General features: G+C 44.6%; 22 protein-coding genes and 1 other annotated feature. Of the genes, 1 reads left to right on the top strand and 21 read right to left on the bottom strand.

Annotated elements, in window-relative coordinates; all coding sequences use genetic code 11:
- Nucleotides 1-11 precede the first annotated feature (11 nt).
- Genes RKD52_RS10930 through RKD52_RS10905 form a run of 6 tightly spaced genes read right to left on the bottom strand, consistent with a single transcriptional unit; the run spans nucleotide 12 to nucleotide 6,495 of the window.
- Nucleotides 12-1,271: a lysine N(6)-hydroxylase/L-ornithine N(5)-oxygenase family protein gene (locus tag RKD52_RS10930; protein WP_454101196.1), complete on the bottom strand. Its 1,260-nt coding sequence runs from the start codon at nucleotides 1,269-1,271 to the stop codon at nucleotides 12-14.
- Between the two features lie 37 nt (nucleotides 1,272-1,308).
- Entirely contained in the window at nucleotides 1,309-1,860 is a 552-nt protein-coding gene (locus RKD52_RS10925; RefSeq protein WP_454099746.1) for a GNAT family N-acetyltransferase, read from the bottom strand.
- Entirely contained in the window at nucleotides 1,857-3,416 is a 1,560-nt protein-coding gene (locus RKD52_RS10920; RefSeq protein WP_454099745.1) for an IucA/IucC family protein, read from the bottom strand. The genes RKD52_RS10925 and RKD52_RS10920 overlap by 4 nt, the downstream gene beginning before the upstream one ends.
- Entirely contained in the window at nucleotides 3,352-3,639 is a 288-nt protein-coding gene (locus tag RKD52_RS10915) for a hypothetical protein (protein ID WP_454099744.1), read from the bottom strand. The genes RKD52_RS10920 and RKD52_RS10915 overlap by 65 nt, the downstream gene beginning before the upstream one ends.
- Complete coding sequence (locus RKD52_RS10910; RefSeq protein WP_454099743.1) at nucleotides 3,620-5,131, bottom strand: pyridoxal phosphate-dependent decarboxylase family protein; 1,512 nt, start codon at nucleotides 5,129-5,131, stop codon at nucleotides 3,620-3,622. The genes RKD52_RS10915 and RKD52_RS10910 overlap by 20 nt, the downstream gene beginning before the upstream one ends.
- A gap of 11 nt (nucleotides 5,132-5,142) precedes the next feature.
- On the bottom strand, nucleotides 5,143-6,495 hold the full coding sequence (locus tag RKD52_RS10905; protein WP_454099742.1) for a diaminobutyrate--2-oxoglutarate transaminase: 1,353 nt from the start codon (nucleotides 6,493-6,495) through the stop codon (nucleotides 5,143-5,145).
- A 452-nt stretch (nucleotides 6,496-6,947) separates the two neighbouring features.
- On the opposite strand from RKD52_RS10905, the gene RKD52_RS10900 reads away from it, so the two are divergent.
- On the top strand, nucleotides 6,948-8,597 hold the full coding sequence (locus tag RKD52_RS10900; protein ID WP_454099741.1) for an alkaline phosphatase: 1,650 nt from the start codon (nucleotides 6,948-6,950) through the stop codon (nucleotides 8,595-8,597).
- Between the two features lie 43 nt (nucleotides 8,598-8,640).
- On the opposite strand, the gene thiE is transcribed toward RKD52_RS10900, so the two are convergent.
- From thiE to RKD52_RS10825, 15 genes are all read right to left on the bottom strand, one after another.
- On the bottom strand, nucleotides 8,641-9,282 hold the full coding sequence (gene thiE, locus RKD52_RS10895) for a thiamine phosphate synthase (RefSeq protein ID WP_454099740.1): 642 nt from the start codon (nucleotides 9,280-9,282) through the stop codon (nucleotides 8,641-8,643).
- Nucleotides 9,263-10,090: a bifunctional hydroxymethylpyrimidine kinase/phosphomethylpyrimidine kinase gene (gene thiD / locus RKD52_RS10890; RefSeq protein ID WP_454099739.1), complete on the bottom strand. Its 828-nt coding sequence runs from the start codon at nucleotides 10,088-10,090 to the stop codon at nucleotides 9,263-9,265. The genes thiE and thiD overlap by 20 nt, the downstream gene beginning before the upstream one ends.
- Nucleotides 10,087-10,899: a hydroxyethylthiazole kinase gene (thiM, locus tag RKD52_RS10885; protein WP_454099738.1), complete on the bottom strand. Its 813-nt coding sequence runs from the start codon at nucleotides 10,897-10,899 to the stop codon at nucleotides 10,087-10,089. The genes thiD and thiM overlap by 4 nt, the downstream gene beginning before the upstream one ends.
- A 201-nt stretch (nucleotides 10,900-11,100) precedes the next feature.
- Nucleotides 11,101-12,222, bottom strand: coding sequence for a GerAB/ArcD/ProY family transporter (locus tag RKD52_RS10880; protein ID WP_454099737.1), 1,122 nt, complete (start codon nucleotides 12,220-12,222; stop codon nucleotides 11,101-11,103).
- 23 nt (nucleotides 12,223-12,245) lie between these two features.
- Nucleotides 12,246-13,424, bottom strand: coding sequence for a Ger(x)C family spore germination protein (locus RKD52_RS10875; protein ID WP_454099736.1), 1,179 nt, complete (start codon nucleotides 13,422-13,424; stop codon nucleotides 12,246-12,248).
- Between the two features lie 10 nt (nucleotides 13,425-13,434).
- Nucleotides 13,435-14,913, bottom strand: a complete 1,479-nt coding sequence (locus RKD52_RS10870) for a spore germination protein (RefSeq protein ID WP_454099735.1) — start codon at nucleotides 14,911-14,913, stop codon at nucleotides 13,435-13,437.
- Between the two features lie 102 nt (nucleotides 14,914-15,015).
- Nucleotides 15,016-16,368: a sodium-dependent transporter gene (locus RKD52_RS10865; protein ID WP_454099734.1), complete on the bottom strand. Its 1,353-nt coding sequence runs from the start codon at nucleotides 16,366-16,368 to the stop codon at nucleotides 15,016-15,018.
- A gap of 61 nt (nucleotides 16,369-16,429) precedes the next feature.
- Nucleotides 16,430-16,649: a binding site (T-box leader), on the bottom strand.
- Between the two features lie 73 nt (nucleotides 16,650-16,722).
- The gene (locus RKD52_RS10860; RefSeq protein ID WP_029565796.1) at nucleotides 16,723-16,989 is read right to left on the bottom strand and encodes a hypothetical protein; all 267 of its coding nucleotides are present in this window, start codon (nucleotides 16,987-16,989) and stop codon (nucleotides 16,723-16,725) included.
- A gap of 205 nt (nucleotides 16,990-17,194) precedes the next feature.
- Complete coding sequence (locus RKD52_RS10855) at nucleotides 17,195-17,857, bottom strand: carboxylesterase family protein (RefSeq protein WP_454099733.1); 663 nt, start codon at nucleotides 17,855-17,857, stop codon at nucleotides 17,195-17,197.
- 134 nt (nucleotides 17,858-17,991) lie between these two features.
- Nucleotides 17,992-18,822: a membrane protein insertase YidC gene (yidC, locus tag RKD52_RS10850; RefSeq protein ID WP_454099732.1), complete on the bottom strand. Its 831-nt coding sequence runs from the start codon at nucleotides 18,820-18,822 to the stop codon at nucleotides 17,992-17,994.
- A complete protein-coding gene (locus RKD52_RS10845; RefSeq protein ID WP_454099731.1) occupies nucleotides 18,765-19,127 on the bottom strand; it encodes a hypothetical protein in 363 nt (120 codons plus the stop codon). Before RKD52_RS10845 ends, yidC begins: the two co-directional genes overlap by 58 nt.
- 132 nt (nucleotides 19,128-19,259) lie before the next feature.
- A complete protein-coding gene (locus RKD52_RS10840) occupies nucleotides 19,260-19,718 on the bottom strand; it encodes a DinB family protein (RefSeq protein WP_454099730.1) in 459 nt (152 codons plus the stop codon).
- 22 nt (nucleotides 19,719-19,740) lie between these two features.
- On the bottom strand, nucleotides 19,741-21,027 hold the full coding sequence (locus RKD52_RS10835) for a MerR family transcriptional regulator (RefSeq protein WP_454099729.1): 1,287 nt from the start codon (nucleotides 21,025-21,027) through the stop codon (nucleotides 19,741-19,743).
- Nucleotides 21,028-21,168: 141 nt separating this feature from the next.
- Complete coding sequence (locus RKD52_RS10830; protein WP_454099728.1) at nucleotides 21,169-21,942, bottom strand: SDR family NAD(P)-dependent oxidoreductase; 774 nt, start codon at nucleotides 21,940-21,942, stop codon at nucleotides 21,169-21,171.
- Nucleotides 21,943-22,100: 158 nt separating this feature from the next.
- Nucleotides 22,101-22,670, bottom strand: coding sequence for a YtxH domain-containing protein (locus tag RKD52_RS10825; protein WP_454099727.1), 570 nt, complete (start codon nucleotides 22,668-22,670; stop codon nucleotides 22,101-22,103).
- Between the last annotated feature and the right edge of the window lie 4 nt (nucleotides 22,671-22,674).

Below are 22,674 nucleotides of genomic sequence, written 5' to 3'. Positions count from 1 at the left end.
CTCTCACTCTCCTAAACCAGTTGTTTTTTTCCGGCAACATGTTTTGTTCCAAAGTGCTGAAACACATTTTTGTCAGACAGATCAAAAACGGCTTTTCCAGCGATGGTATTAATGATATGTGCGTTTCTGTAAGCTCCGAGGCCAAGGTCAGGCGCTCCTACTCCGTGCGTGTGAAGCTCTCCGTTTTGAATAAATACACTGTGCAGAGCCCGAGGCGTGTTCATCTCAGCCTGATAGTCCCTTGAAATGACCGGGCGCCCGGCCTCGTCCCATTTCATAGCTCCGGCAAGCCTGCTGAATGCTTTTGGCCAGACGGTTTTGTAGCCTGTGGCTGCAATAACGGTATCTGCTGAAAGAACAAACGATTCAGCCTGCTCGCGCTGATAGCAGGCAAGCTCGAGTTCTTCCCCATTGCATGAAATATCCATCACAGCCGTTTTGGCAAGCAACTGTACGTCAGGCTTACTTCCGGCAATTGTCCTTTCATACAGGAGGTTATATATTTCTGCAATCGTATCAGCGCTTATCCCTTTGTAAAGAGAATCTTGCGCTGGCACAATTTGATCCTTGAGATTCTGCGGCAGCTGATAAAAATAATCCGTGTAGTCCGGAGAAAAATGTTCAAGACCGAGTTTTGAGTACTCCATCGGGAAAAATCCATCCGTTCTCGTCAGCCAGTTCAGCTTATATCCGCCGGTTTCCTGACCTCTCAGAAGCTCCAGAAAAATCTCAGCAGCGCTTTGGCCTGATCCGATTACAGCAACCGATGCTCCCAAGTCTTCTTTTCGTCTGTCCATGAATTCAGAAGAATGATAAAGATTTCTGTTTCCAGAAGCTGTCCAGTCCGGAATAGAAGGAGCACTCCCCATTCCAAGCACCACATGTTTTGTTAAAAATGTTTCTCTTTCTCCAGTTAAAACATCCTCAACAACCACTTCATAGCCTGCAGGATGTTCAGCTGCATCCATCACTCTTTTGCCGAACCGGCAGGAAGAAAGCTGTTCCGACAACCACTTAAGATAGTGGTTGTATTCTCTGCGGGGAATATGAAATGACTCCAGGAAGTAAAAATGATACAAGCGTTTCTGCTCATGCAGGTAATTCAGAAAACTGTATTTGCTTGCAGGATTCACCATCGTCACGGCATCAGCCATGAACGGGACCTGCAGAGTCGTTCCTTCAATTAACATACCTTGATGCCATGAAAATCCGGGCTTTTGATCAAAAAACAAGGCCTCAATACCCTCTGTTTCATCAAGCAGGGCTGCCATCCCAAGATTGAACGGCCCCAGCCCTGCACCAATTACGTCATAAATCACCGTTCACCCTCCGTTCAAATTCTTCTCTTGTACATACCATAAACAACGCCTGTTTATCAGGCAAATCAAGCTTTCTTTCGGCTGAAAACCCGCACTTTTCGAAAATATGAATCATTTTTTCGTTGCGGATGTCAGGCTCTGCGACAATACGAGCCGTTCTCATGTCTGAAAACATTCTCTGCATGATGTTCATAAGCATTGGCGCTGCGAGCCCCCTGCCAAGATAGGCAGGGTCGCCAAAGAGCAGATGCACGCCCTGGTCAAAGGGAGCTGCCTCATAGTACTCGCTGATCGGATCTTCCATTGCCCAGTATGTTTCAAAGTAGCTCATTTCGTTCCCGTTCACTGCGCCGATCCACAGCGTTTGATGCTCATCAGAAAGCAGGGCCTTCAGATGCTTTGCATACTGACTGAAGGGAAAATTCTGCTTCCAGTAAGGGATGACGTGCGGCTCATGATGCCATCTGTGCAGCATGACGGTATCTGTTTCAAATTCAGCTTCTCTGAATGTTATCTCTGTATCTGTTATTTGCTCAATCATAGTGATGCGACTGCCTCCTTAGTAAAAAGAGGATTCTGTACCTTCACATAAACAGACTGCGTTTCAAGCGGGCCGACAAGCTCATCTAAATCGTGGTAGCCTGTCATGAGGTTCGCCTTGCATGGCAGATTTTCTTTTCCGAGAAAGTTCTTGATCAGCTGTGATGGATGGCCCTCTGGAACAGCCCAGTCTTCCATTTCCTCCCGAATGATCTTCAGCAGTCTTCGTTCGTCTGCGAGTCCCGCCGTACCGAAAGCATTGACCAGACCAAACAAATGATTGAAAAAGAAATAATAGCTCAGCCTCTCATCTGCCACTGCATCTGAACAAACGGTTTCACTTCTTTTCCCTGCTCCGGCAAGATAGGATTCAAGAATCTCTTTTTTGGATTCGCAGAAGTAAAACCCTTGATTATCCCTGTAATAGAATCTCTCTGGATATCCTCCCTTCAGCTTCACAATGCTGTTTTGCTGATGAGCTTCAAGCGCAATGCCTTTCTCCAGATACAGCCACAGGACAGGCTTCATGGAAATCGCGAGGTATTTCTTCAGCCAGTCTTCACTCACTTCGTTTGTCGGACGGTTTTCTTCGGCAGCCATTTTCCTGATTACACTTGAGAGTCTGGATGAGCCTCTTTTCAGTCCATCCTGGCATAACGATACAACGGCAGCTGCCTGATTTGCGTCCCCGCCGTAAAAAGGATTTTCCCGAAGAATGACCTCAAAACCGGATTCGTTTCTGTCCGGCAGTTTTAATGTTAAAAAGGCAGGATCATGCACAAAGCTGAAATTTGGAAACTTATCGGCCATTTCCTGCCCGAGGCGTGTTTCCATCAATTCTTTCACCTCAGCCCCCCGTTCCAGTTCCTTCATTAAATTAGTTCGGACTGAATTTGTAATTTTGATGTTCAGTGAAAACTTCAGCATGAACGGGACATCCGGATGATAAACCGTTCTTAATGAGGAAGTTGCAAAGTAAGAACGGCCGTGCTGCCCAAGATTTTCTAAAATGCCCTGATCTGCTAGCTTTCTAATTTTAGCATCCCCCATAACATAGTGAGCCTGCCATGGATGAAGCGGAATTAAAGCATGCCCGTCTTCCTGTGCGTACTTGCTTTTGAACGCCTCTGAGATTTCCGGATCATCGTTCACCATCTTCTTTATTTGCCGAATGGCTGAATGCGGAAGCAGGGATCTGGAATAGATTAAATCGGCAGGAACCCTGAAATAGTGAAGCGGGAATGCCCCCTTCAGTTCAGGTGAATAGGTCCTGATATCCTCATCGTTCATTCCTTCCCTGCTTTTTGGCGCAGGGTGCAGGAGGTGTCCGAAAAGCAGTGCCTGCTCGGCCTCAAGAAATTGAAAATCAGTCTTGTACAACTCTTTTTCATCCGCAGATCTTTCGTAAATAAATTCCGTCATCAGCTTGCAGCTCTGTGAAATACGCTCAAGCAGATCGTTCTTTTTCCCGTCCTGCTCGCCTGTGGTCAATTCATCCAGCGTTTTTTTCTGCAAAAGCAGGAAAGTCCATTTTTTCAGATTGATAGTAAACAGCATGAAATAGATGTCTGCCAGTCTCTGAAACATAAACAGCAGGTATGTACAAATCCTCCTGCCTCTTTTTGAGAGGAAGATGCAGCCATTTTCCTGAATGAACATTTGCAAGTTCTGATGGTGCATCTTCTGTGAATCTTCCCATTCCGGTTTCTCTTATGTAGCAATTCAAGTAGCTTTGCAGTGCAGCCTGTTCTGCAGCTTTCCTAGCTTCTATTCTGTTCATCCTTCAGCCTCCCCGATTCATATCTTCCAATTTCTTTTATTCGCTGCAGTAAATGCGAGAGATGATTTGTCTTTAATAGAGGGTTTAATAGCGTAAATTTGAGACAGACGCGGTTATTCACTTTTGTACGGGCAATAATCGCCTCGCCGTCATTCAGCAGCCTGTCCCTGATCCGGCTGTTAAGGAGATCCTCTATTTCATTTGAAAACCTGCCCTCACCCGTATATCTGAAAACAACCGTGCTCAGCTCCGGTTCATGCACAGGTGTGAATGCTCCGTCGCTCTTAAGCATCGAGTATGCCTCTTTTGCAAGGTAAAGTGTGCGGCAAATGATATCTGACCACTCGTTTTTACCGATAAGCTGAAACGATAAAAATGGTTTTAAGGCGTCAAACCTTCTTGTCGTCTGCAGAGATTTCCCGACCAGGTTCGGCACATCGTCTTCCTCTGGATTAAGGTAGTCTGCATGGCGTTTCATATATGCAAATGAGCTTCGTTCTTTGACGAGAAACGCTCCGCAGCTGATTGGCTGGTAGAACATTTTATGAAAATCGACCGTTATGGAGTCGGCCTCTTCTATTCCGGTTAATTTATGCTTATGCAGCTCTGTCATGATGAGGCCTCCCCCATAAGCTGCATCCACATGAAACCAAAGGCCGTATTGTTTTGCGGCACGGCTCATTTCCCTTAGAGGATCGATTGCTCCAAAATCCGTTGTTCCTGCTGTTGCGAATAGGACAAATGGATACTCCCCTGCTGTCCTCATCTCCTGGAGTTTTTCGACTAAGTCCTTCATGCACATTCTGTGGGCATGATCGGTTTTAACCGGAACGACCGCATCTTCTCCGAGTCCTAAAACGGCGGCGGACTGCTGCACAGAGAAATGTGCCGCATCTGAACAGAGAATTTTCAGCCTGTGCTGTTCCGGCGGAAGGCCCTGCCTTTTGACATCCCAGTTCCACAGCTTCATGCAGGCATGCTCTCTGGCAAGCATCAGTCCCATCAGATTGGATTGTGTTCCCCCGCTTGTCATGACCCCGTCCCCTTCTGGAAGTCCAAACAGGCGGCACAGCCCATCCATCATCATTTGCTCCACCATTGTTGCGGCTCCGCTTTGATCCCAGGAATCCATCGAAACGTTTAACCCTGAGATCAGCACTTCTGCTGCAAGCCCCGGCAGCATGGGCGGACAGTGAAGGTGGGCGGCACATGACGGATGATGGACCGAAATACTGTGCTTCCCGACAGCTGCGTTAAGCTTCTGAAAAAGCAGTTCAGAGTTCATTGCCTCGTTAGGATGCACATTTGGAAAGTGAGATTGAAGTGTCTCTTTTATTCGCTGCGGCTCTGCTCCACTAAAAGGCGGTTGTTCAAGAACAACCGATTTCAGTGTTTCCATCGCTTGATTCATGACTGACTGATATTCTTCAAGACTCTCCTTTGAGTTGGTCAGGAAATACCGGTCAAATGCAGTTTGTAAGATCGTTGTCATTGGTGTACTCCTTATACGAAACTTGGAATGAATTCTTTTTCTGCTGCAAGAGCGGCTTCATAGAAAAGCCCGCAAACCGTCTCAAGCTGTTCTTTTGTGATAATCAGCGGCGGAAGGAATCTGACAGTGCTGCCGTGGCGCCCGCCAAGCTCGAGGATCAGTCCGCGTTTAAAGCATTCCTCCTGAATTCGTTTAGCAAGCTCAGGATGTGCAGGATAGCTTCCCAAAGCATCAGCAGAATCCGTTTTATCCACGATTTCCGCACCAACCATGAGTCCAAGACCGCGCACGTCGCCAATACTTGAGAGCTCCTGTTTCATCTGTTTTAACCGAAGCATCAGAAATTCTCCAAGTATGGCTGCCTGTTCATCAAGTTTTTCCTGTTTGATAAACTTCATCGTTGCGGTACCTGCAGCAATGGCCAGCTGATTTCCGCGGAATGTGCCGGAGTGAGCGCCAGGGCCCCATTGATCCAGATCTTTATGATAGACGACCACTGCTAAAGGAAGCGTTCCGCCAATCGCTTTTGACAAGACCACCGCATCTGGTGTAATCCCTGAATGCTCAAAAGCAAACATTTTTCCGGTTCTTCCAAAGCCTGTCTGAACTTCATCTACAATAAGCGGTATTTGCTGTTCAGCAGTAATCCTCCGCACTTCTCTTACCCATTCGTCAGGTGCAGGTATGGCTCCGCCTTCCCCCTGCACAATCTCCATGACCATCCCGGCCGGCTTAACAATTCCAGATTCAGGATCATTCAGCGTCCGGTCAATAAAGGTTGAACCAACGGCGGCCCCTTCTTCTCCTCCAATGCCAAATGGACAGCGGTAAGAGTACGGATACGGCAGGAAGTGCACATCAGGCATTAAATTTTGAATACTGGATTTCGGTCCAAGATTTCCCATCAGGCTGAGAGAGCCATTTGTCATGCCGTGGTATCCGCCCTGAAAAGAAAGCATGCCTCCTCTGCCTGTTGCTGTTTTAACAAGCTTCATCGCAGCTTCAATCGCATCTGATCCAGAAGGTCCGCAAAACTGTATCTTTGCATGTTCTGCAAATGAAGGCGGCAATGTATTGTAAAGCTCTTCAACAAACTCTTCCTTCATGGGAGTTGTCAGATCCAGTGTATGAAGTGGCCGTTTTCCTTTAATCACGTTCTCCATTGCTTGGATCACTACCGGATGATTATGTCCAATGGCAAGCGTTCCTGCCCCTGCCAGACAGTCTATGTAAGTTTTATTTTCAACATCTTTTATATAAATCCCCTCCGCTTCACTGATGGCGATTGGTATTCTCCGCGGATACGATCTTGCATTTGATTCTCTTTTGTTTTGGCTGTTTAAATAAAACTCATTGGTCAGCATAAATAATCACCCTTTTCAACATGATAATAATTCTCATTCTCATTTAAAAATAAAAACGGCATGACCGCCGCTTCAAAATATCTGATTACAAGTGAATATTAATTGAAAATGATTATCAATGTCAATGGAGTTTAGATGATTCAGTTCATCCTGCCCAGATTGCAGGATTTGCTGATTTTTTAAAATGGAGCTATTTTCCTGCAAATACTCTGGTTTGTATATTTCATTAGGACAATATAGCCCCCCATGGCTGATGCCTTATAGATGATCCTGTTTAGTTAACATAATATTATTATTATCTTTTTTTATTTAACCTATGAGATTCCTCCCCCTCCTTATGCATCACCTTTACATTCCCGTAATCATGTGTTTATTTTCCTTTTACAAACCTTTCATACGTGGTTAACGTATTATCGATATTCTTAAGTTAGATCAAATATTCGGGAGGCTAAATGATGACTTTAAACAAAAAAATCCTCGGCATCACTCTTGCCGGCACGCTCGCAGCGGGATCCCTGGGATTCACGGCAGCCAATGAAAAAGCAGAAGCAAAGAAAGCTAAACCGCAAGCGCAAAATGTGATTGTTCTTGTCATGGATGGCGTGAGTTCATCGACTACTACTCTATCAAGATGGTATAAAGGCGGTCCTCTTGCTATGGATGAAATCTTAACCGGAGGGGTTCGTACATATTCGGCAGAATCAGCGATTACAGATTCTGCTCCAGCAGGCACTGCTATGGCAACCGGAAATAAATCAAATGATAAGTTTGTCGGTGTTCTGCCTGAAACAGTTTCATCGCCCGGACTTGACAGTTCAATTGCCGATCAGCCCCACAAGCCTGTTGCGAATGTGCTTGAAGGTGCTAAGTTAAGCGGCAAAGCAACAGGAATTATCTCCACTTCTGAAATTCAGCACGCCACACCTGCTGCTTTTTCATCTCATGCTTCCCACCGGGGAGAGTATGACAATATTGCCGAACAGCAAATCTATCAGGATATTGATGTTGTTTTAGGAGGAGGAAAAGATTCTCTGACAACAGGAACGGCCAAAAACAGCCGGAAAGATGGAGAAAATCTGGTTGAAGTTGCAGAAGACAGAGGCTATGACATCATTGAATCCCGCGAGGAGCTTTTAAATTCGAGATCAAGCAAGCTTTGGGGTGCGTTCGCACCAGCTGCTCTAGCCTATGATATGGACCGTGAGACTACAAATCCGAATGAGCCCACTCTTGCAGAAATGACGAAAAAGGGAATCTCCACGCTTTCTAAAGATAAAGACGGTTTCTTCCTGATGGTAGAAGGAAGCAAACCGGACTGGGCTGCCCATGCAAATGATCCGATCGGCATGATCAGCGATACGCTGGCATTTGATGCAGCAGTTAAAGAAGCGCTGGATTTTGCAAAAAAAGATAAAAATACAATGGTTATCGCTCTTTCTGATCACGGCAACAGCGGTATTTCAATCGGCAACCAGAATACCAGTGCAGACTACCCTTCCATCCCGGTGTCTGAGTATATAGATCCTTTGAAAGAAGCAGAATTGACTCTTGAAGGAGCTATGAAGCAGTTAAAGCCTGATCAGTCAAACAAATTGGAAGTGGCAGCACTTTACGGAATTAAGAACCCGACTGCTGAAGAAACACAAGCGATTAATGACAGCAAGAATCTTGCAAAAACGCTCGTTGAGCTCCTTGCTGAACGTGCAAACATTGGCTTTACGTCAGGCGGGCATACTGGAGAAGACTTATTCATGTATTCGTATGGACCAGGTAAACCGATTGGCTTTGTTGAGAACACTGACATTGCCCATATTACAGCTTCAGCCATGGGCTTTGATTTAAAAGAGCTCGACAAAAAACTGTTTGTTGACGCAAAAACGGCATTTGAAGCAATGGGTGCAAAAGTATTTGTAAATGCTCAGGATAAAAACAACCCTGTTCTAGTAGTGAAAAAAGGAAAAACTACAGCTGAATTTCCAGTGAATAAAGATCTTGCCATTGTGAACGGCAAAGAAATTGAGCTCGACAGTGTAACGGTTCAAACGAAAGACAGATTCTATCTTTCCAAGGATGCTGTCCAACTAGTTAAAAAGTCCAAATAAGCAAAACATCGGGCACATCAAATTGAATGTGCCCGATGTTTTTTTAATGAACAGATTTTAGTAATTTCTCCGCTGCTCTGCATGGATCTTCGGACAGGCTAATAGCTGAAATCACGGAAACTCCGTCCCCTCCTGCTTCTATAACAGCACGGGCATTGGCTGATGTTATTCCGCCGATGCCGACAATGGGAATGGAAATCCCCGCCTTTCTTACTTCTTCAATCAAAAGGGTCCCTTTTACAGGTTCAGCATCTTCCTTCGTTGCAGTTGGATATATGGGCCCTGCCCCAATGTAATCCGCACCATCTTTCATTGCCTTTTTCACCTCTGCCATCGTATGGGCAGAAACGCCGAGAATCCTGCTCCCGATTCTTTTTCGCACCTCCCCCGCATCAGCGTCGTCCTGTCCAATATGCACCCCGTCAGCATCAAGTTCGACTGCAAGGTCAATATCGTCATTGACAATAAAGGGAACGGCATGCAAAGCGCAAATCTTTTGGAGACTTCGTGCAAGTTCGCGTTTATCCATTCCTGTGCGTGCATTTTTTCCTTTTTCACGGTATTGAAACATCGTGATTCCGCCTTTTATAGTTTGGAGCAGCACGTCTTCAGGTTCTTTCAGGCAATTGGTGCTTCCCATGATAAAATACAGGTTCAGTTTCTGCCTAAGTATGCTGCTTTCCATATCGTCCCGTCCTTTTTTCCTGATAGGCCCAATGATTCGTTGGACCGTGTCCGTTACCAAGCTTGAGATCTTTTTTTATCGCGGCATGAATAAAATCGGCTGCAAGCTGAACTGCAGCCGGAACACTGCTCCCCTTAGCAAGCTCGGCAGTAATCGCAGCGGCAAACGTACACCCTGTCCCATGTGTGTTTACAGTTTGAATCCGTTCGTTCTCAAAAAAGAAAAATTCGTTGCCGTCATAGAGCATGTCGATTAATTGCTCAGTCTCCTCTGCGTGCCCGCCTTTAATCACCACATATCCTGCTCCAAATGCATGCAGCTTTTCTGCAGCACGTTTCCGATCTTCAATCGTTTCAATTTTTATGCCTGAGAGAACCTCTGCCTCCGGAATGTTCGGGGTAACAACGAGTGCGATAGGCAGGAGATGAGTGATCAAAGAGTCAATCGCTTCCTGCTGCAGGAGTGACGCACCTCCTTTTGCAATCATAACAGGATCAACGACAACCTTTTCCCAGCCGAATCGTTTAATCTGGGCAGAAACAGCTTCAATGATTTCACTGCTGAAAAGCATGCCTGTTTTCAGTGCATCTGTTCCAAGATCTGTACCTATCGCTTCTATTTGCTTAATGACCGCTTCTGCCGAAAGCGGGTACACGCCGTGCACGCCAAGGGTATTTTGAGCTGTCACTGCTGTTATAGCCGACATGCCAAATGCACGGAGCTCCTGAAATGTTTTTAAATCAGCCTGTATTCCTGCGCCCCCGCCGCTGTCAGAACCTGCTATAGTTAATGCTCTTGCAACACTCATGCAAGCACCTCCTCAAGCTTCATGCGTTCTCTCAAAGCTTTTGGCTCAAGATAATAAAGCTTATTTAAAAACTCGATTTGAAAGCTGCCAGGTTCATGTCTGTTCAGCCTTTCCACTGCTGCTTCTGCAGCACATCCATAGACAGCGGCAGCGGCAGCAGCGGCAAAAACATACTCTTTTTCAACTGCACAAAACGCTCCGACAACTGAGCTTAACAAACATCCTGTTCCAGTCACTTTAGTCTGAAGCTTGTGGCCGTTATTGCAGCTGAAAAGCCGTTCACCGTCTGAAATAAAGTCCGTTTTTCCGGTAATCACAACAACGGTGTTCAGCTGCTTTGCAGCTTTAACGGCAAGTGATGAAGCATCTCCTGCCCCTCCTGCACCTGAGTCGACCCCTTTTATCTCCCAGTTTTCACCGGCAAGACTTGCTACCTCTGCAGCATTGCCCCGGATCACTGCAATGTCCAGCGTTTCGGCAAGCATTTTGACCGTTTCCGTCCTGTAAGGTGTTGCCCCTGCTCCAACCGGATCTAAAATAACCGGAACGCCATGCTTATTGGCAGATGCCCCTGCAATCAGCATCGACTCTACTATTCTCTCATCCAAAGTACCGATGTTCAGTACGACTGCACCCGCTATTTTAGCCATATCCGCCACTTCTTCTTTGGCATAGGCCATGACGGGAGAAGCCCCAAGAGCCAAAAGCCCGTTTGCCGTAAAATTTGTGACAACTGTATTTGTTATGTTGTGCACAAGCGGATTTTGTTCTCTCACTTTCTCCAAAATTAATTCTGCTTGAATGGACATGATCGTTTCCCCTCCAATATAAATAAGCACTATGCCGCGGCAAAGTGCTTACAGGTATCCCTATAATTTCCCTGCGCTGGCATTATCCAACAGGTTCATCCGGTCTGCAGCAGTTAGCCGCACTCTCAGCCTGATTCCACAAGCTCCCGTTATGTTATGTACTTTGTTTCAAAGTCTACTCTTCCAAGGAAGATTTTGCAACTATTTCTCTTGTTCAGCCGTCTTCTTTTTCTTAAGCATCATCTTGAGAAGAAGGATTGCAAGCAGCAGCAGCGGAATTCCGAATTGAAATGGCAGATGTATATATTTTGGAACGATTTCAAGACCGGTTTTCGTATGCTCGACTATACTTGAATCCATAAAAAAGGTGGATGCAAATCCAGCTGAAAGGACCCCGTATACGAGATAATTATTTTTAACCCGGGGCATAATCTCAGACAGGCTTTTTATAGAGGCATAGCAGAGAAGCACCACTTTTATAAAACCTACAAAGAAAAAAACAATGACAGACAGGATTTCGATGTGCTGAAAAAAATCCAGCAAATCAATCGTTTCAATTGATTTAATGAGGGGATAGGAAAAATAGACCGCGATTTTCGCCCCGAGCATGCCGATAATGGATTCTGTAATGGCAATGATAATGAGACCGCTGAATACAACAGCCATCCATCCTCTTTTAAGCAAGTAGGACTGGTCATTCACAGCGGGAAAAATCATGAGGAATGTAATGAGTTCTCCGAACGGAAACGTTATTTTTGCCGGAAAAACAGATCCTATCACAGACCTCCAGTCAGGCTTTATAAGAGGCAGAACGTTTGTCCATTCGAACATTGGGTTCAAAATGGTTATGAGTGTGGTCAGCGCAATCATCATAATACTTCCGAAAAAAAGCAATTCCGATACTCTTGCAATCGCCTCTAATCCTAATATGCACGCATACCCTGCCAGCAGAATGAAGACAAAACCAATGACCCATGTTTCAATGTTGTAAAAAAGGACCGTGCTGATGAAAAACTCAAAATCTTTCACAACTCTCATCCCGATATAAAGAAAGTAGACCGCGTACAGGCAAATGAAACATGTCCCTATCCACTTGCCGAAACTTGTCTTCAAAAGCTCTGTAAAGGTTTTTCTCCTGGGATCGATGCGAAGAATCCATATATACAAAAAATAAATGACGATACCTGCCGCCGTGGCTATCATATTTACAAGCCAGGCTTCTTCTTCAGCATCCAAGCTGAGCCCTACTACCACTGTACTGCCTAATAGAAAAAGAACCATTAAGGAAAAAACTTGATAAGGTGTAATCTGCTGATTCATCATTCATCATCCTTTGCCTGAAAGGGTTACGGTATCCGGTTCACATCTCCAATATCTTCAATCTCCAAGTTCACTTCTATTTCTACCGGAACCTCAGGATATAGTTCTTTCCATTTCTTGTTGATTTCCTGAAATTTATATGGGTTTCTCAAGTAGACTTCTTTTAGAAAGCCAAGAAAGTCATTGTTTTCTTCCTGACTTCTGGCAATCAGTCCAGCCATCTCCCTTTTTAAGACTTCTTCAGTCTTAGATTCTAAATTAGGAAGATCATCCTGTCTGCATGTGCTTTCAAATAATTCCCCTTTCATCTTCCGTTCGACTTGAAATGAAACCATTTCATTGCTGTAGACTGGCTTTACACTGGTTTTTGACTTTTTAATGTGTACGGTAAAAAAACCTGGATCATCAGCTCCGCATTGCGCCTCAATCGTCGTTTTTTTTGTACCGTTCGTAATACCAAGAAAAATCTTGCTCTCATCCCTGCTTAAATAACCAGCAAGCTTGTCCTTTTTGAAATAAGCCATTCCGTTCAGGATTAAAAGAACCTCCGGCTCAGGAGAAGAAATATTCTCTTGTGAGGAACCTATCTCCTGATCACTGCTCAGCGTAACATAAGGAAGAGCTGTTGCTTTTATATTTCTGAGAAGATCGTTCATTACTTTAACAGGATATACACTTGCCACAGATCCAAGATTTAATTCATTGCTGTGTACAATGTCATTGATTCTTTTAGATGAGACCTTTTCAGCCGGGGTAATAGTCTTAATAATTTTGCTTGCCGGATAATCTTTTGTCACCATAATTTTTATGCTTGAGGAAATTTCAGATTCTGTCAGAAACAAGGCCAGTATCTCATGAATTCCTTTTTCTCTTGCTGTTTGTTCTCCAATGACAATCAAATCGGCGCTGTCGAGAAAAATTTTCTTTGGATTACGGTTTAAGATATTTTTGACTGCCTGAGAAATTGTTCTGCCTGATTGCTGGTAGATAATTGAACCCGGAACTTCTCCCACTGAATCAGGTTTAGCTGCGGTATTGATCATCTGAAGTGTTACTTCATACCCTTCCTCACTGGAATCAATTCCTATCGCACTGACGATGGAAATTGATTTAATCAGGGTATCCTCTACATTCTTTGAAATAACCACACTGGAACCAAGAGTAAGAATGACGAAAAATATAAGTCCCCATGCTTTTTTCTTCATCGTGTCCTCCTTACTTGTTTTTCAGCTGATCTTTTTCTTCTTTAGTAAAGGTCTTCTTATTGTTCAGCTGTTCATACATGGGAACCCTGAATGCAGCATCCTTTTGATCTCCTGGCTTAAAAGGAGCAAACGGTGCAAGATACGGCACCCCGAATGATCTTGATGAAGATAACTGAAGCAGGTAATACAAAATCCCTGCAATAATGCCGAAAAATCCTAAAACGGATGCCAGAAACATAAATACAACAGTCAGCTTTTGAGAAACGGTCGCAAGAGAATAGACCGGAATGATGCTTGAAAAGATGTAAGAGGCACTTAATACAACAAGCGTAAAAGGCTGAACAAGGTAAGCTTCCACTGCCGATTGTCCGAGTACAATGGCTGCAAAAACAGTGACCGTAAACACAACGGATTGAGGAAGCCTGAGCGAACTTTCGGTAATAATCAGGATCAGAAAATAAAAAACGATCGTCTCAACAACTGTTGGAGCAGGCACAAGTTCCCTCTGTGTGACAATTCCAACAAGCAGATTTGTCGGGATCAGACCGGGATGATAAATCGTAAAAGCAATATAAAGGGCTGGGAGAAGAATGGAAACGCAGTAGATTAACATACGTGAAAGTCTCTTTGCCATAATCTTTTTTGTCAAAAAATAATAATCATCCGGTGACTGAAACAGCTGCACAAACACAGTCGGCAAAGTGACCACAAACGGTGTCCCGTCAACGATGAGAGCAATTCTCCCTTCCATAATTTCACTGCAGACAACGTCCGGTCTGTCCGTTGAAAGTGTTAGCGGGAAGATGGAGTTTGAAGACTTTTGCATGGTCTCTTCAAGGTAGTTGGAATCAAGAATGACGTCCATTTTAATAGAGGAAAGCATCTTTTTCAGCTCTTTTAAAATTTCCTTGTCAGCTTTTCCTTCCATGTAAATGATGCAAATCTTAGTAGTTGAATCAATCTCTGGAGACTCTATTCTGAGTGCCGGATTTCTGATTATTTTTCTGATCAAAGCCGTATTCGAAGAAAGATCTTCATTGAATCCAATGTCTGGACCTTTCAGTGTCCGCTGAGCTTTCGGATTTGAAATACTCCTTTCAGGAAACTTGTCCGTTCCGGCTGTAATACAGCTCGACTGACCTTCAAAAAGAATGACCGTATTGCCAAAAAGCAACTCATTTACCGCGTCATTCATGTTTGTTATTTTCCTGGTGTCCTTCAGAGCAATAACATGATCCATGAGGAAATCAACGGTATCCTCTGCTGCCTCGGCCTTTTCTGCATCAAATGAAGCAAGTGATGGAAGAATCAGCTCCTCCAGCTGTTTGTTTTCAACAATCGTGCTGATATATACGATTAAAAAAGTAAATCCGTTATTTTTCATTTCTTTAAATTTCAAATCCGAACTGTTACCCAGCTTCTCACAAATCAGCGATTTGCCGGCATGCAGAGATTGGGGAATTTTTTCAGGAGCAACCATTTTCGACATGCGCAGTCCCTCAATTTCAATTTAGTCATGGATTAATATTCCTTAAATTCCCCTTGAGTATACGCAAAAAGGACCCCGCAGCAGCGGAGTCCTTTCCATTACTTATAAGAGCTTCCAAACTCCCATTACGTCAAGCAAAACCAGGAAAATGGCAATTGGCGCCACGTATCTCATGAGCAGGAACCACACATTGAACAGTCCTTTGGATAAAGAAGATCCTTTAGAGAGCTCTTCATAAAGAGCTGATTTTTTCATTTTCAGCGGAACAAAAATAGAAATATGCAGGGCCCCCACAGGCATCAGAATATTACTGACCAGATAATCCGCCGCATCAAAAATGGTTTTGCCGAAAATGCTTACGTCACTCCAAACTCCAAATGATAAAGCTGATGGTATGCCTACTAAAAAGATAAGAAGTCCAATCGTCCAGGACCATTTCGTCCGTTTTTCAGCGTCTCCTTTTGATAATACAGAGACAATAATTTCAAGCATGGAAAATGCCGAAGTTAAAGATGCAAACAGGAAAAGCAGGAGGAATGCTGCAAAAAATACCATGCCAAATGCCATTTGATTAAAAACGGTCGGCAATACGTTAAAGAGCAGCACCGGACCGGCATCTGGCTTCAGGCCAAATGAAAACACGGCCGGAAAGATCGCAAGTCCCGCAAGAACAACAATAAAAATGTTCATTCCGACAATCGAAAACGCAGATTGAGGCAGATTGGACTCTTTCGATAGATAAGAGCTGTACGTTACCATAACGGAAACACCGACACTCAGGGTGAAAAAGGATTGTCCCAGTGCTGCCAGAATGGTTTCCGACGTTAATTTTGAAAAGTCCGGCTGAAACAAAAAGCGGACTCCTTCCATCGCCCCGTCGAGCGTAAGCGATCGGAAAATCAGCACGATAAACAAAAGAAATAAGACCGGCATCATAAATTTACTAGTGCGCTCAATCCCTTTTTGTACCCCTTTTGCTACAACCGCAATGGTGATTGCCATGAAGACAAGGTGTGCACCGACGCTTAAAACAGGGTCAGTGATCGTTTCGCCGAACAGCTGTCCATATTGCTCCTGACTGAGTCCGTTTAAATCACCTGTCAGTGTTTTTAAGAGGTAGAGAAGAATCCATCCTCCAATGACACTGTAGAATGACAGCAGAATAAAACAGGTGATCATTCCTAAATACCCGACAGAAAACCATTTTGTTCCCGGCGCGATTGCTTTATATGATTGGATCGCATCTTTCTGAGTGCTTCTTCCAACCGCAAATTCTGCCAGGAGCAATGGCAGGCCAAGCAATAACGTGAAGAGAAGGAATATAAAAAAGAAGGCTCCCCCGCCGCTGACTCCCGCTATATACGGGAATTTCCATATTGCCCCAAGTCCGATTGCCGAACCTGCTGCAGCTAATATAAATCCCAGTTTTGAAGACCACTGCTGATGTTCTCTCATTATGCACCTCTCATGATTGTGTCTTTATATTAATGAAAACGCAAAAAAGCCGCCCCCTGAATGTAGGGGCGACTGTTCATCGCGGTACCACCCTAGTTGAGAATACAATACTCTCCGGCTCTTAAGTCGATATCGGAACAACCCGTTCATTCCTTCCGTCAGGTCGAAACAAAAACTCAGGGACCGAAATTCATCCGCATTGTGTGTACTGACTTTCACCTTCCGTCAGCTCTCTAAAACAGGGACAATGTGATTACTGTGTTTCCCATCAACGTTACGCTCCATTAATTTATAGATAATTTAAACATCTCAGGACTGCTGATGTCAACCTGTTTTTTTAAATGGCACCTATCTTCACTCATCAAATAGATCAGGCTCATTAAATACAGTCAGTACTTTTGATGCACAATTCAGCTTGCAGTCGAGGTTCCAGACGGTTTTTTTAAAGCACATGACCTCCGGGCTCTCAAGGTAAAACTTTAAGAGGACGTCAGCTTCGGCATCGATAATTGCATAATTTTCCCTGCTTTTGAACAACTCGAAATCCTTGTGCATCACAAGCTTCCAGCCGTCGCTCAGCGGAAATTCCTTAAAATCCTTAGTGAACTTTTTCAAATTCATGAAGCCCTGCCTCCCCTGCACTGATGTGTTTTTAAAAATCATGCTTGTTTCTTTTCCTTATGCATGGTATATTACTAAAGCGATGAGCTGAATTGTGTAAGCCGGAGAACATGCGGATTCCCGCACACATGAATGTGGCATGTGGTTCTTCGCCTCAATACGCAAGGAGACGACTGGTTTACCAGCGTCTCCTTTTCTATTTCATTTAAGCCTTGCTCTTGCTCAGCATCCAGTTGTACAGTTCAGGATCATTGTATGCCTGGACCCATGAATCATGCCTGACTCCTGGATAAGATGTGAATGCTACATTGCCGCCTGCCTGCTTTAAGGCATTAACCATATCCAGGCTTTCCTTAATTGGAATGACATCATCGTCTTCTCCGTGAAAAATCCAGACAGGAATCTCTTTCAGCAAGCCTGCTTTCTCCGGACAGCCGCCTCCGCATACAGCAGCAAGGGCTGCGAATGTTTCCGGCATTCTTCCTGCGAGTTCAAAAGCTCCATATGCCCCCATGCTCATGCCAGTCAAATAAATCCGGTTCTTATTGACTCTGTAGCTTTCCACAACCTCTTCCAGCAAAGCGGCAGCACCGTCGAGCTCCATGATCCAGTTCGACCTTCTTGCCGTGGATACCGGGCATTGAGGAGCGAGCAGGATGAAGGGAAAATCTTCTCGGTCTGCCACCTCCGGGAGCCCTATCTTTCTGACGTCTTCAGGATTTGTGCCCCGTTCGCCTGCCCCGTGAAGAAACAGAACAAGCGGCACTTCTCCGGTCCCTTCTTCATATCCTTCAGGAAGCTTCAGTAAATAAGAGAGCTTTGCCTCTATTTTTTTCGTGATGGTTTTTTCAAATACGCCGGACTTCATCTGCTATAACCCCTTTTTTAATCGTCTTCTACATACATTCTTCTTTTCAAGGCCAAATCCTTTTTTGAAAAGATGAAAAAAGACCGGAGATCAAAGTCTCCGGTCTTTATCATGAAGGAATAGTCGTTTTAGGTTTAAACGGGTGCTTCTGCTTTACTGTTTCTGGTACTGTCCGCATGAAACAATTTTTTTGTCAGGAGAGTCTGCAAAATCACAAACATCCCTCCGATGGTCCAGTACAGCGGAAGAGCTGCCGGTGCTGTCAGCGAGAACATGCCGATCATGACAGGCGACAGATAGCTGAACATGGCCATTTGTTTTTTCTGCGCTTCTTCAAGCCCGACGAGCGACACTCTTGCCTGAAGAAAATAGATGCCTGCTGCGAGAAGTGTCAGGACAAGATTCGGGCTGCCGAGGTTAAACCATAAAAAGGAATGCTGGGCGATTTCAGGCGTTCTCTGAATGGCATAATAAAATCCTGTCAAAAACGGAAGCTGAATGAGAAGCGGCAGACATCCGCCAAGTGCAGCAAGCGGATTGATCTGGTGCTTCTGATACACTTTCATCGTCTCCTGCTGAAGTTTCGTTTTCGTCTCGGCATCTTTTGCTTTTTTCATTTTTTCCTGAATGACAGACAGCTCAGGCTGAGCCTTTGCCATTTTCCCCTTCATTTGCATTTGATCTTTAGACTGTTTGAGTGCAAATGGAAGAAGAACGAACCGGATCATTAACGTTACGAGAATAATTGAAAGCCCGTAGCTTCCCTGAAACCATTCGGCAAACGTTTTTAATAGCAGTGAAAATGGATAGACAAAATAGTGATTAAAAAACCCCGGAGTAACGCTTGATATTTCCTGTATGCCTCCTGAGCCTGCCTGCTGGCAGCCGCTAAGAATAATGAGCAGGCCTAATCCAAGCAGTGCAAGGAATACGTTCCGAGAGATGAATGCAGATTTCTTTTCCATGTAAATCCTCCTTGTTTTTCATTGATTATGAAAGATTCAAGAAGGAAACCTGACGGAGTATCATCTCCTGCATCATACCGCCTCATCTGCCTGATGATCCAGACAATGACCGCATTTGTTTCATTTTGTCTCCGCTGTGAAATCAGTCTGTCTTTATGCTCATGTCTTTCTGCCATTTTCATAGACGGGTGTTTTTTAAAGGACTGATCCAGCAGATAGCCGCAGGCAAAGATCGCAGCTACTGTAAAGAAAAGGCTGATCAGGGTCAAATAAGGTGTCAGTTCGTGTGAAAACTCCATCATCATGTGCTGCATTCACCTCCTTTTATTACACTAAGTATAAACCTCAGAAACAGAAAAAGAAAGCGGATGTCTGTCCATTGCAGGGAGCAGGCAATAAAAGAGCCCGCCGGCTGGAAATTGGCCGGCAGGCTCTGGTTATCCTTTTTTTACATACAGCGGAAGTTCAGTATGCCCGAGGAGACGGGCATATACAAACAAGTTGCCTTTGTGGTTTACCTCGTGCTCAATTCCCATCTTTACAAGAGATGCACCAGTAGTCTTGAATCCAAAAACATTTGTCAGATCAATCTCGCGTGAAAGATCATCATCAGTAAGGGATTCCAGGAGCTGGACGGTTTTCTCCGTGTAAAGCTTAACAGCCTTAAGCGGGTCTGGTTCCCTGACATCCTCTTTTTCCATAAGCGGTTCAGAGCTTCCCGCTTTGGCAACAGCCGTAAATTTGTACATGGAAGTTGCCATATGAACAGCCAGTTTTGCAGTTGACATAGACGATTCGGAAGGCTTGAAGTCCGGGTCATCGTTTCTCATAATGGAAAGCAGTTCGAGTGTAACAGCTCTGTGTGACATAAAATGACTGATTAATTTCGTGTTCATCGTTATCCTCCGCAGGTTAAGGTTATTTAGCAAATCCCATAAACTGCTTCAGCATCGAAAGGCCATATTTGCGGTCTGCACGTTCCTCTTTTTCTTTTTGCTGCTGTACGAACGCAAGAAATTTTTGTTCTCTCTGTTCAATGTACTGCTTGGCAAGCTCCCGTTCATACTTGACCTCATCGTGGAACATTTCCCGTTCGCTGCTGGCAGATTCATGGATTACGTTCAGTTTATCATGAAGGGATGCATAATGTCCTTCCGCAGCATGCAACTGCACTTCCTTCATTTCGCTGAGTTTTTCCTTCAGGGCCGAAAACTGGCTTTTTGACATGGTCAGCTGCGTTTTTGCATGTTCGTTTACTTTATTCTGAAGGCCGGAGAATTGGCCTAACTGCACTTTCGTCTGTTCATCCATCTTTGAATGAAGCGAAGCATATTGTTCTTTTGCTGCCTGGAGCTGTATTTTGGCCTGTTCATTAAGCTTAGTGTTCAAAGCAGCAAACTGGCCTTTTACGGCATTGAACTGAGCTTCCTTCTGCTCGTCAAGCTTTGTCTGCAGCGCAGCAAACTGGCCTTTTGATGTCTGCTGCTGGGATTTAGCCTGATCATTCAGTTTGCTCTGGAGGGCTGTGAAGTGGGTTTTGGCCGTTTTCATTTGTGCTTTAGACTGCTCATTCAGCTTATGGTGGATCGCCGTAAACTGGTTTTTAGCGGCATTCAGCTGCAGATCCGTCTGTTCTTCGAGCTTTTGCTGCAGCTCTTCCATCTGCTCTTTGGCAGCACTCAGCTGCGTTTTGGACTGTTCATTCAATCTGTGATGCAGGGCAGCAAACTGGCCTTTTGACGTTTGAAACTGTGTTTTTGTCTGCTCGCCAAACTCCTGCTTGACCGTTTTCTTGAGCTGTTCGATTAATGAGAGCTCCAGCTGGTCCATTTTCAGTTCAAGTATGTTGATGTCCTGTTTTCCTTTTTCTTCAATCAAACTGAAAATCTCTTCAAGCGCCACTTTAATATTTTTCTTTGCAGAAAGTTCTGCATCCGGATCCATAACGGCAGCTGAGGCTGCAGCGGCTTCGCCTTTTCCGTTCATAGCAAGCATTTGGACGATTGTCTCATGATCGAGCTGGCTATCCTTCATATGTTTAATTTTTCTCAGCATTTCAATATTTTCAGGCGAGTACACCCGGGCATTTTTATGATCCCTTTCTATTTCTAGAATGGATGTAAACTCTTCTTCCCACATTTTCAAAATATAGGAGGATTCCCCCAGCATGGAAGCTACCTTTGAAATACTTACCTTTTTAGACATATAAAACCCCGCCTTTTCTCATTTTTTTGTTGCCTACGTTTTCGAGGCGGGGATAAGGAAAATCCTGCAAGTCGACAAAGGTTCCAAAATAAAGTCAACATCTCATGAATTGAGTTGAATTTCGGCATTTTCCGCAAATGATTAGAAACCGTGAATCGTCATGCCACCATCGACGAACAGCGTCTGGCCGGTTATGTAGCTTGCTGCATCGGAGCCGAGGAACACGGCAGGTCCCACAAGTTCAGGCAGCTGACCGATCCGCTTCAGCGGTGTTACTGCAAGAATATCAGCTACATACGCTTTATCGTGCAGAATTTTTTCAGTCAGGGGCGTTTCGAAATACCATGGCCCGATAGAGTTCACCTGGATGTTATCCTGCCCCCATTCAAATGCAAGCACCTTAGTCATCTGAATCATGGCTGCTTTTGTCTGTGCATACACAACACCTGTTCTGAGGGCTGTCTTGCCTGCGACGGATGAAATATTGATAATTCTTCCGCCTTTCCCGTTTTTCTTCATCCATTCTGCTGCCTTTTGCGACATAAAAAAAGCCGATTTCATATTTGTATTTACAATCGTTTCCCACTCAGACTCTGTCACATCAAGCGCTTTTGAACGGATATTCATACCGGCGTTGTTTATGAGAATATCAACATTCAGCTGCTGTGCTTCAATCTCAGCAAATACATTCTTAATACTCTGCGTGCTCGTCACGTCTGCAGGAAGCGGATAGGCTTTTCGGCCTTTTGCCCTGATTTCTTCTGCAACAGCCTGCAGCTCATCTTCTGTTCTGGAGAGGAGAATCACATCAGCCCCCGCCTCGGCATACCCAAGTGCAAGTGCGCGGCCGATTCCCCTTCCTGCACCGGTAATCAATGCTGTTTTATTTTTCAGATCAAATGATGGCAGATACATGTTTGATGCCTTCTTTCTCTTTTTTCTTATATTTTATCATAGAAGTTTGAGTTTTCAGGAAATGATGCTGAGGGAGGTTACCTTCTGCCGCAACAAACTTTGCGGTAAGGGTTTTTACATAAAAAAGAACTGCCTGAAATCAGGCAGCTCATGTCTATTTAAAATTTCCCTGCATTTGTGCCGGGGATTGACGTTTGGTTTTGCGGTGTTTCAGGAGCTTTTTCTGTATCAGACTCATTCCCGCCTGTCAGTTCAGCACCTGCTTCTTTTACCTTGGAGCCGATGGATGCAAGATCCTGCTGGGCATCCTTGGCAGTTGCCAGCGTTTCGTTCGAAGCTTGAATGACATCGTTGACATTGCCCCGAACGTCTTCGTTTAAGCGGTCATACAGGCGTTTCGCCTCGTTAATCGCATCTTTAAGTGAATCTGCTGCGGATTTAAACTGCGTGACAACCTGATTTTTAACTTCGCCTGGATTTTCTTTCACTTGTGTGAAAACCTCTGAAGAGGAATCTTTAATGCCGGCAGCTGACTTTTTCACTTGATTCCGCGTATTTTTATCAAACAATGTGACCAATCCGCCGATTACTGCTCCAGCGAGAATACCCGCAGCAAGCTTGCTGCCTTTCGACTTTGTTTTAACTTCCGGTGCTGCTGTGACAGCCGGTTTAACTGCTGTGTTTGTTGGTTGAAGCGTGTTTTCGTTTGTGCTTTGAATCGTCATCATGATT

The organism is Metabacillus sp. SLBN-84 (assembly GCF_053629595.1).
Note: the sequence above shows the minus strand (reverse complement) of the source record. Positions and strands in the feature narration are given on the sequence as shown.

Bases quoted from the DNA above. Each gene is read 5' to 3' on its own strand.
- thiM (WP_454099738.1), bottom strand. From the start codon at position 10,899: ATGTCCATTCAAGCAGAATTAATTTTGGAGAAAGTGAGAGAACAAAAT.
- RKD52_RS10855 (WP_454099733.1), bottom strand. From the start codon at position 17,857: ATGAAGTCCGGCGTATTTGAAAAAACCATCACGAAAAAAATAGAGGCA.
- thiE (WP_454099740.1), bottom strand. From the start codon at position 9,282: ATGGAAAGCAGCATACTTAGGCAGAAACTGAACCTGTATTTTATCATG.
- yidC (WP_454099732.1), bottom strand. From the start codon at position 18,822: ATGGAAAAGAAATCTGCATTCATCTCTCGGAACGTATTCCTTGCACTG.
- RKD52_RS10830 (WP_454099728.1), bottom strand. From the start codon at position 21,942: ATGTATCTGCCATCATTTGATCTGAAAAATAAAACAGCATTGATTACC.
- RKD52_RS10930 (WP_454101196.1), bottom strand. From the start codon at position 1,271: ATGGCAGCCCTGCTTGATGAAACAGAGGGTATTGAGGCCTTGTTTTTT.
- RKD52_RS10875 (WP_454099736.1), bottom strand. From the start codon at position 13,424: ATGAAGAAAAAAGCATGGGGACTTATATTTTTCGTCATTCTTACTCTT.
- RKD52_RS10845 (WP_454099731.1), bottom strand. From the start codon at position 19,127: ATGATGATGGAGTTTTCACACGAACTGACACCTTATTTGACCCTGATC.
- RKD52_RS10835 (WP_454099729.1), bottom strand. From the start codon at position 21,027: ATGTCTAAAAAGGTAAGTATTTCAAAGGTAGCTTCCATGCTGGGGGAA.
- RKD52_RS10915 (WP_454099744.1), bottom strand. From the start codon at position 3,639: ATGAACAGAATAGAAGCTAGGAAAGCTGCAGAACAGGCTGCACTGCAA.
- RKD52_RS10925 (WP_454099746.1), bottom strand. From the start codon at position 1,860: ATGATTGAGCAAATAACAGATACAGAGATAACATTCAGAGAAGCTGAA.
- RKD52_RS10880 (WP_454099737.1), bottom strand. From the start codon at position 12,222: ATGATGAATCAGCAGATTACACCTTATCAAGTTTTTTCCTTAATGGTT.
- RKD52_RS10900 (WP_454099741.1), top strand. From the start codon at position 6,948: ATGATGACTTTAAACAAAAAAATCCTCGGCATCACTCTTGCCGGCACG.
- RKD52_RS10905 (WP_454099742.1), bottom strand. From the start codon at position 6,495: ATGCTGACCAATGAGTTTTATTTAAACAGCCAAAACAAAAGAGAATCA.
- thiD (WP_454099739.1), bottom strand. From the start codon at position 10,090: ATGAGTGTTGCAAGAGCATTAACTATAGCAGGTTCTGACAGCGGCGGG.
- RKD52_RS10870 (WP_454099735.1), bottom strand. From the start codon at position 14,913: ATGTCGAAAATGGTTGCTCCTGAAAAAATTCCCCAATCTCTGCATGCC.
- RKD52_RS10825 (WP_454099727.1), bottom strand. From the start codon at position 22,670: ATGATGACGATTCAAAGCACAAACGAAAACACGCTTCAACCAACAAAC.
- RKD52_RS10910 (WP_454099743.1), bottom strand. From the start codon at position 5,131: ATGACAACGATCTTACAAACTGCATTTGACCGGTATTTCCTGACCAAC.
- RKD52_RS10860 (WP_029565796.1), bottom strand. From the start codon at position 16,989: ATGAATTTGAAAAAGTTCACTAAGGATTTTAAGGAATTTCCGCTGAGC.
- RKD52_RS10920 (WP_454099745.1), bottom strand. From the start codon at position 3,416: ATGCTGTTTACTATCAATCTGAAAAAATGGACTTTCCTGCTTTTGCAG.
- RKD52_RS10865 (WP_454099734.1), bottom strand. From the start codon at position 16,368: ATGAGAGAACATCAGCAGTGGTCTTCAAAACTGGGATTTATATTAGCT.
- RKD52_RS10840 (WP_454099730.1), bottom strand. From the start codon at position 19,718: ATGAACACGAAATTAATCAGTCATTTTATGTCACACAGAGCTGTTACA.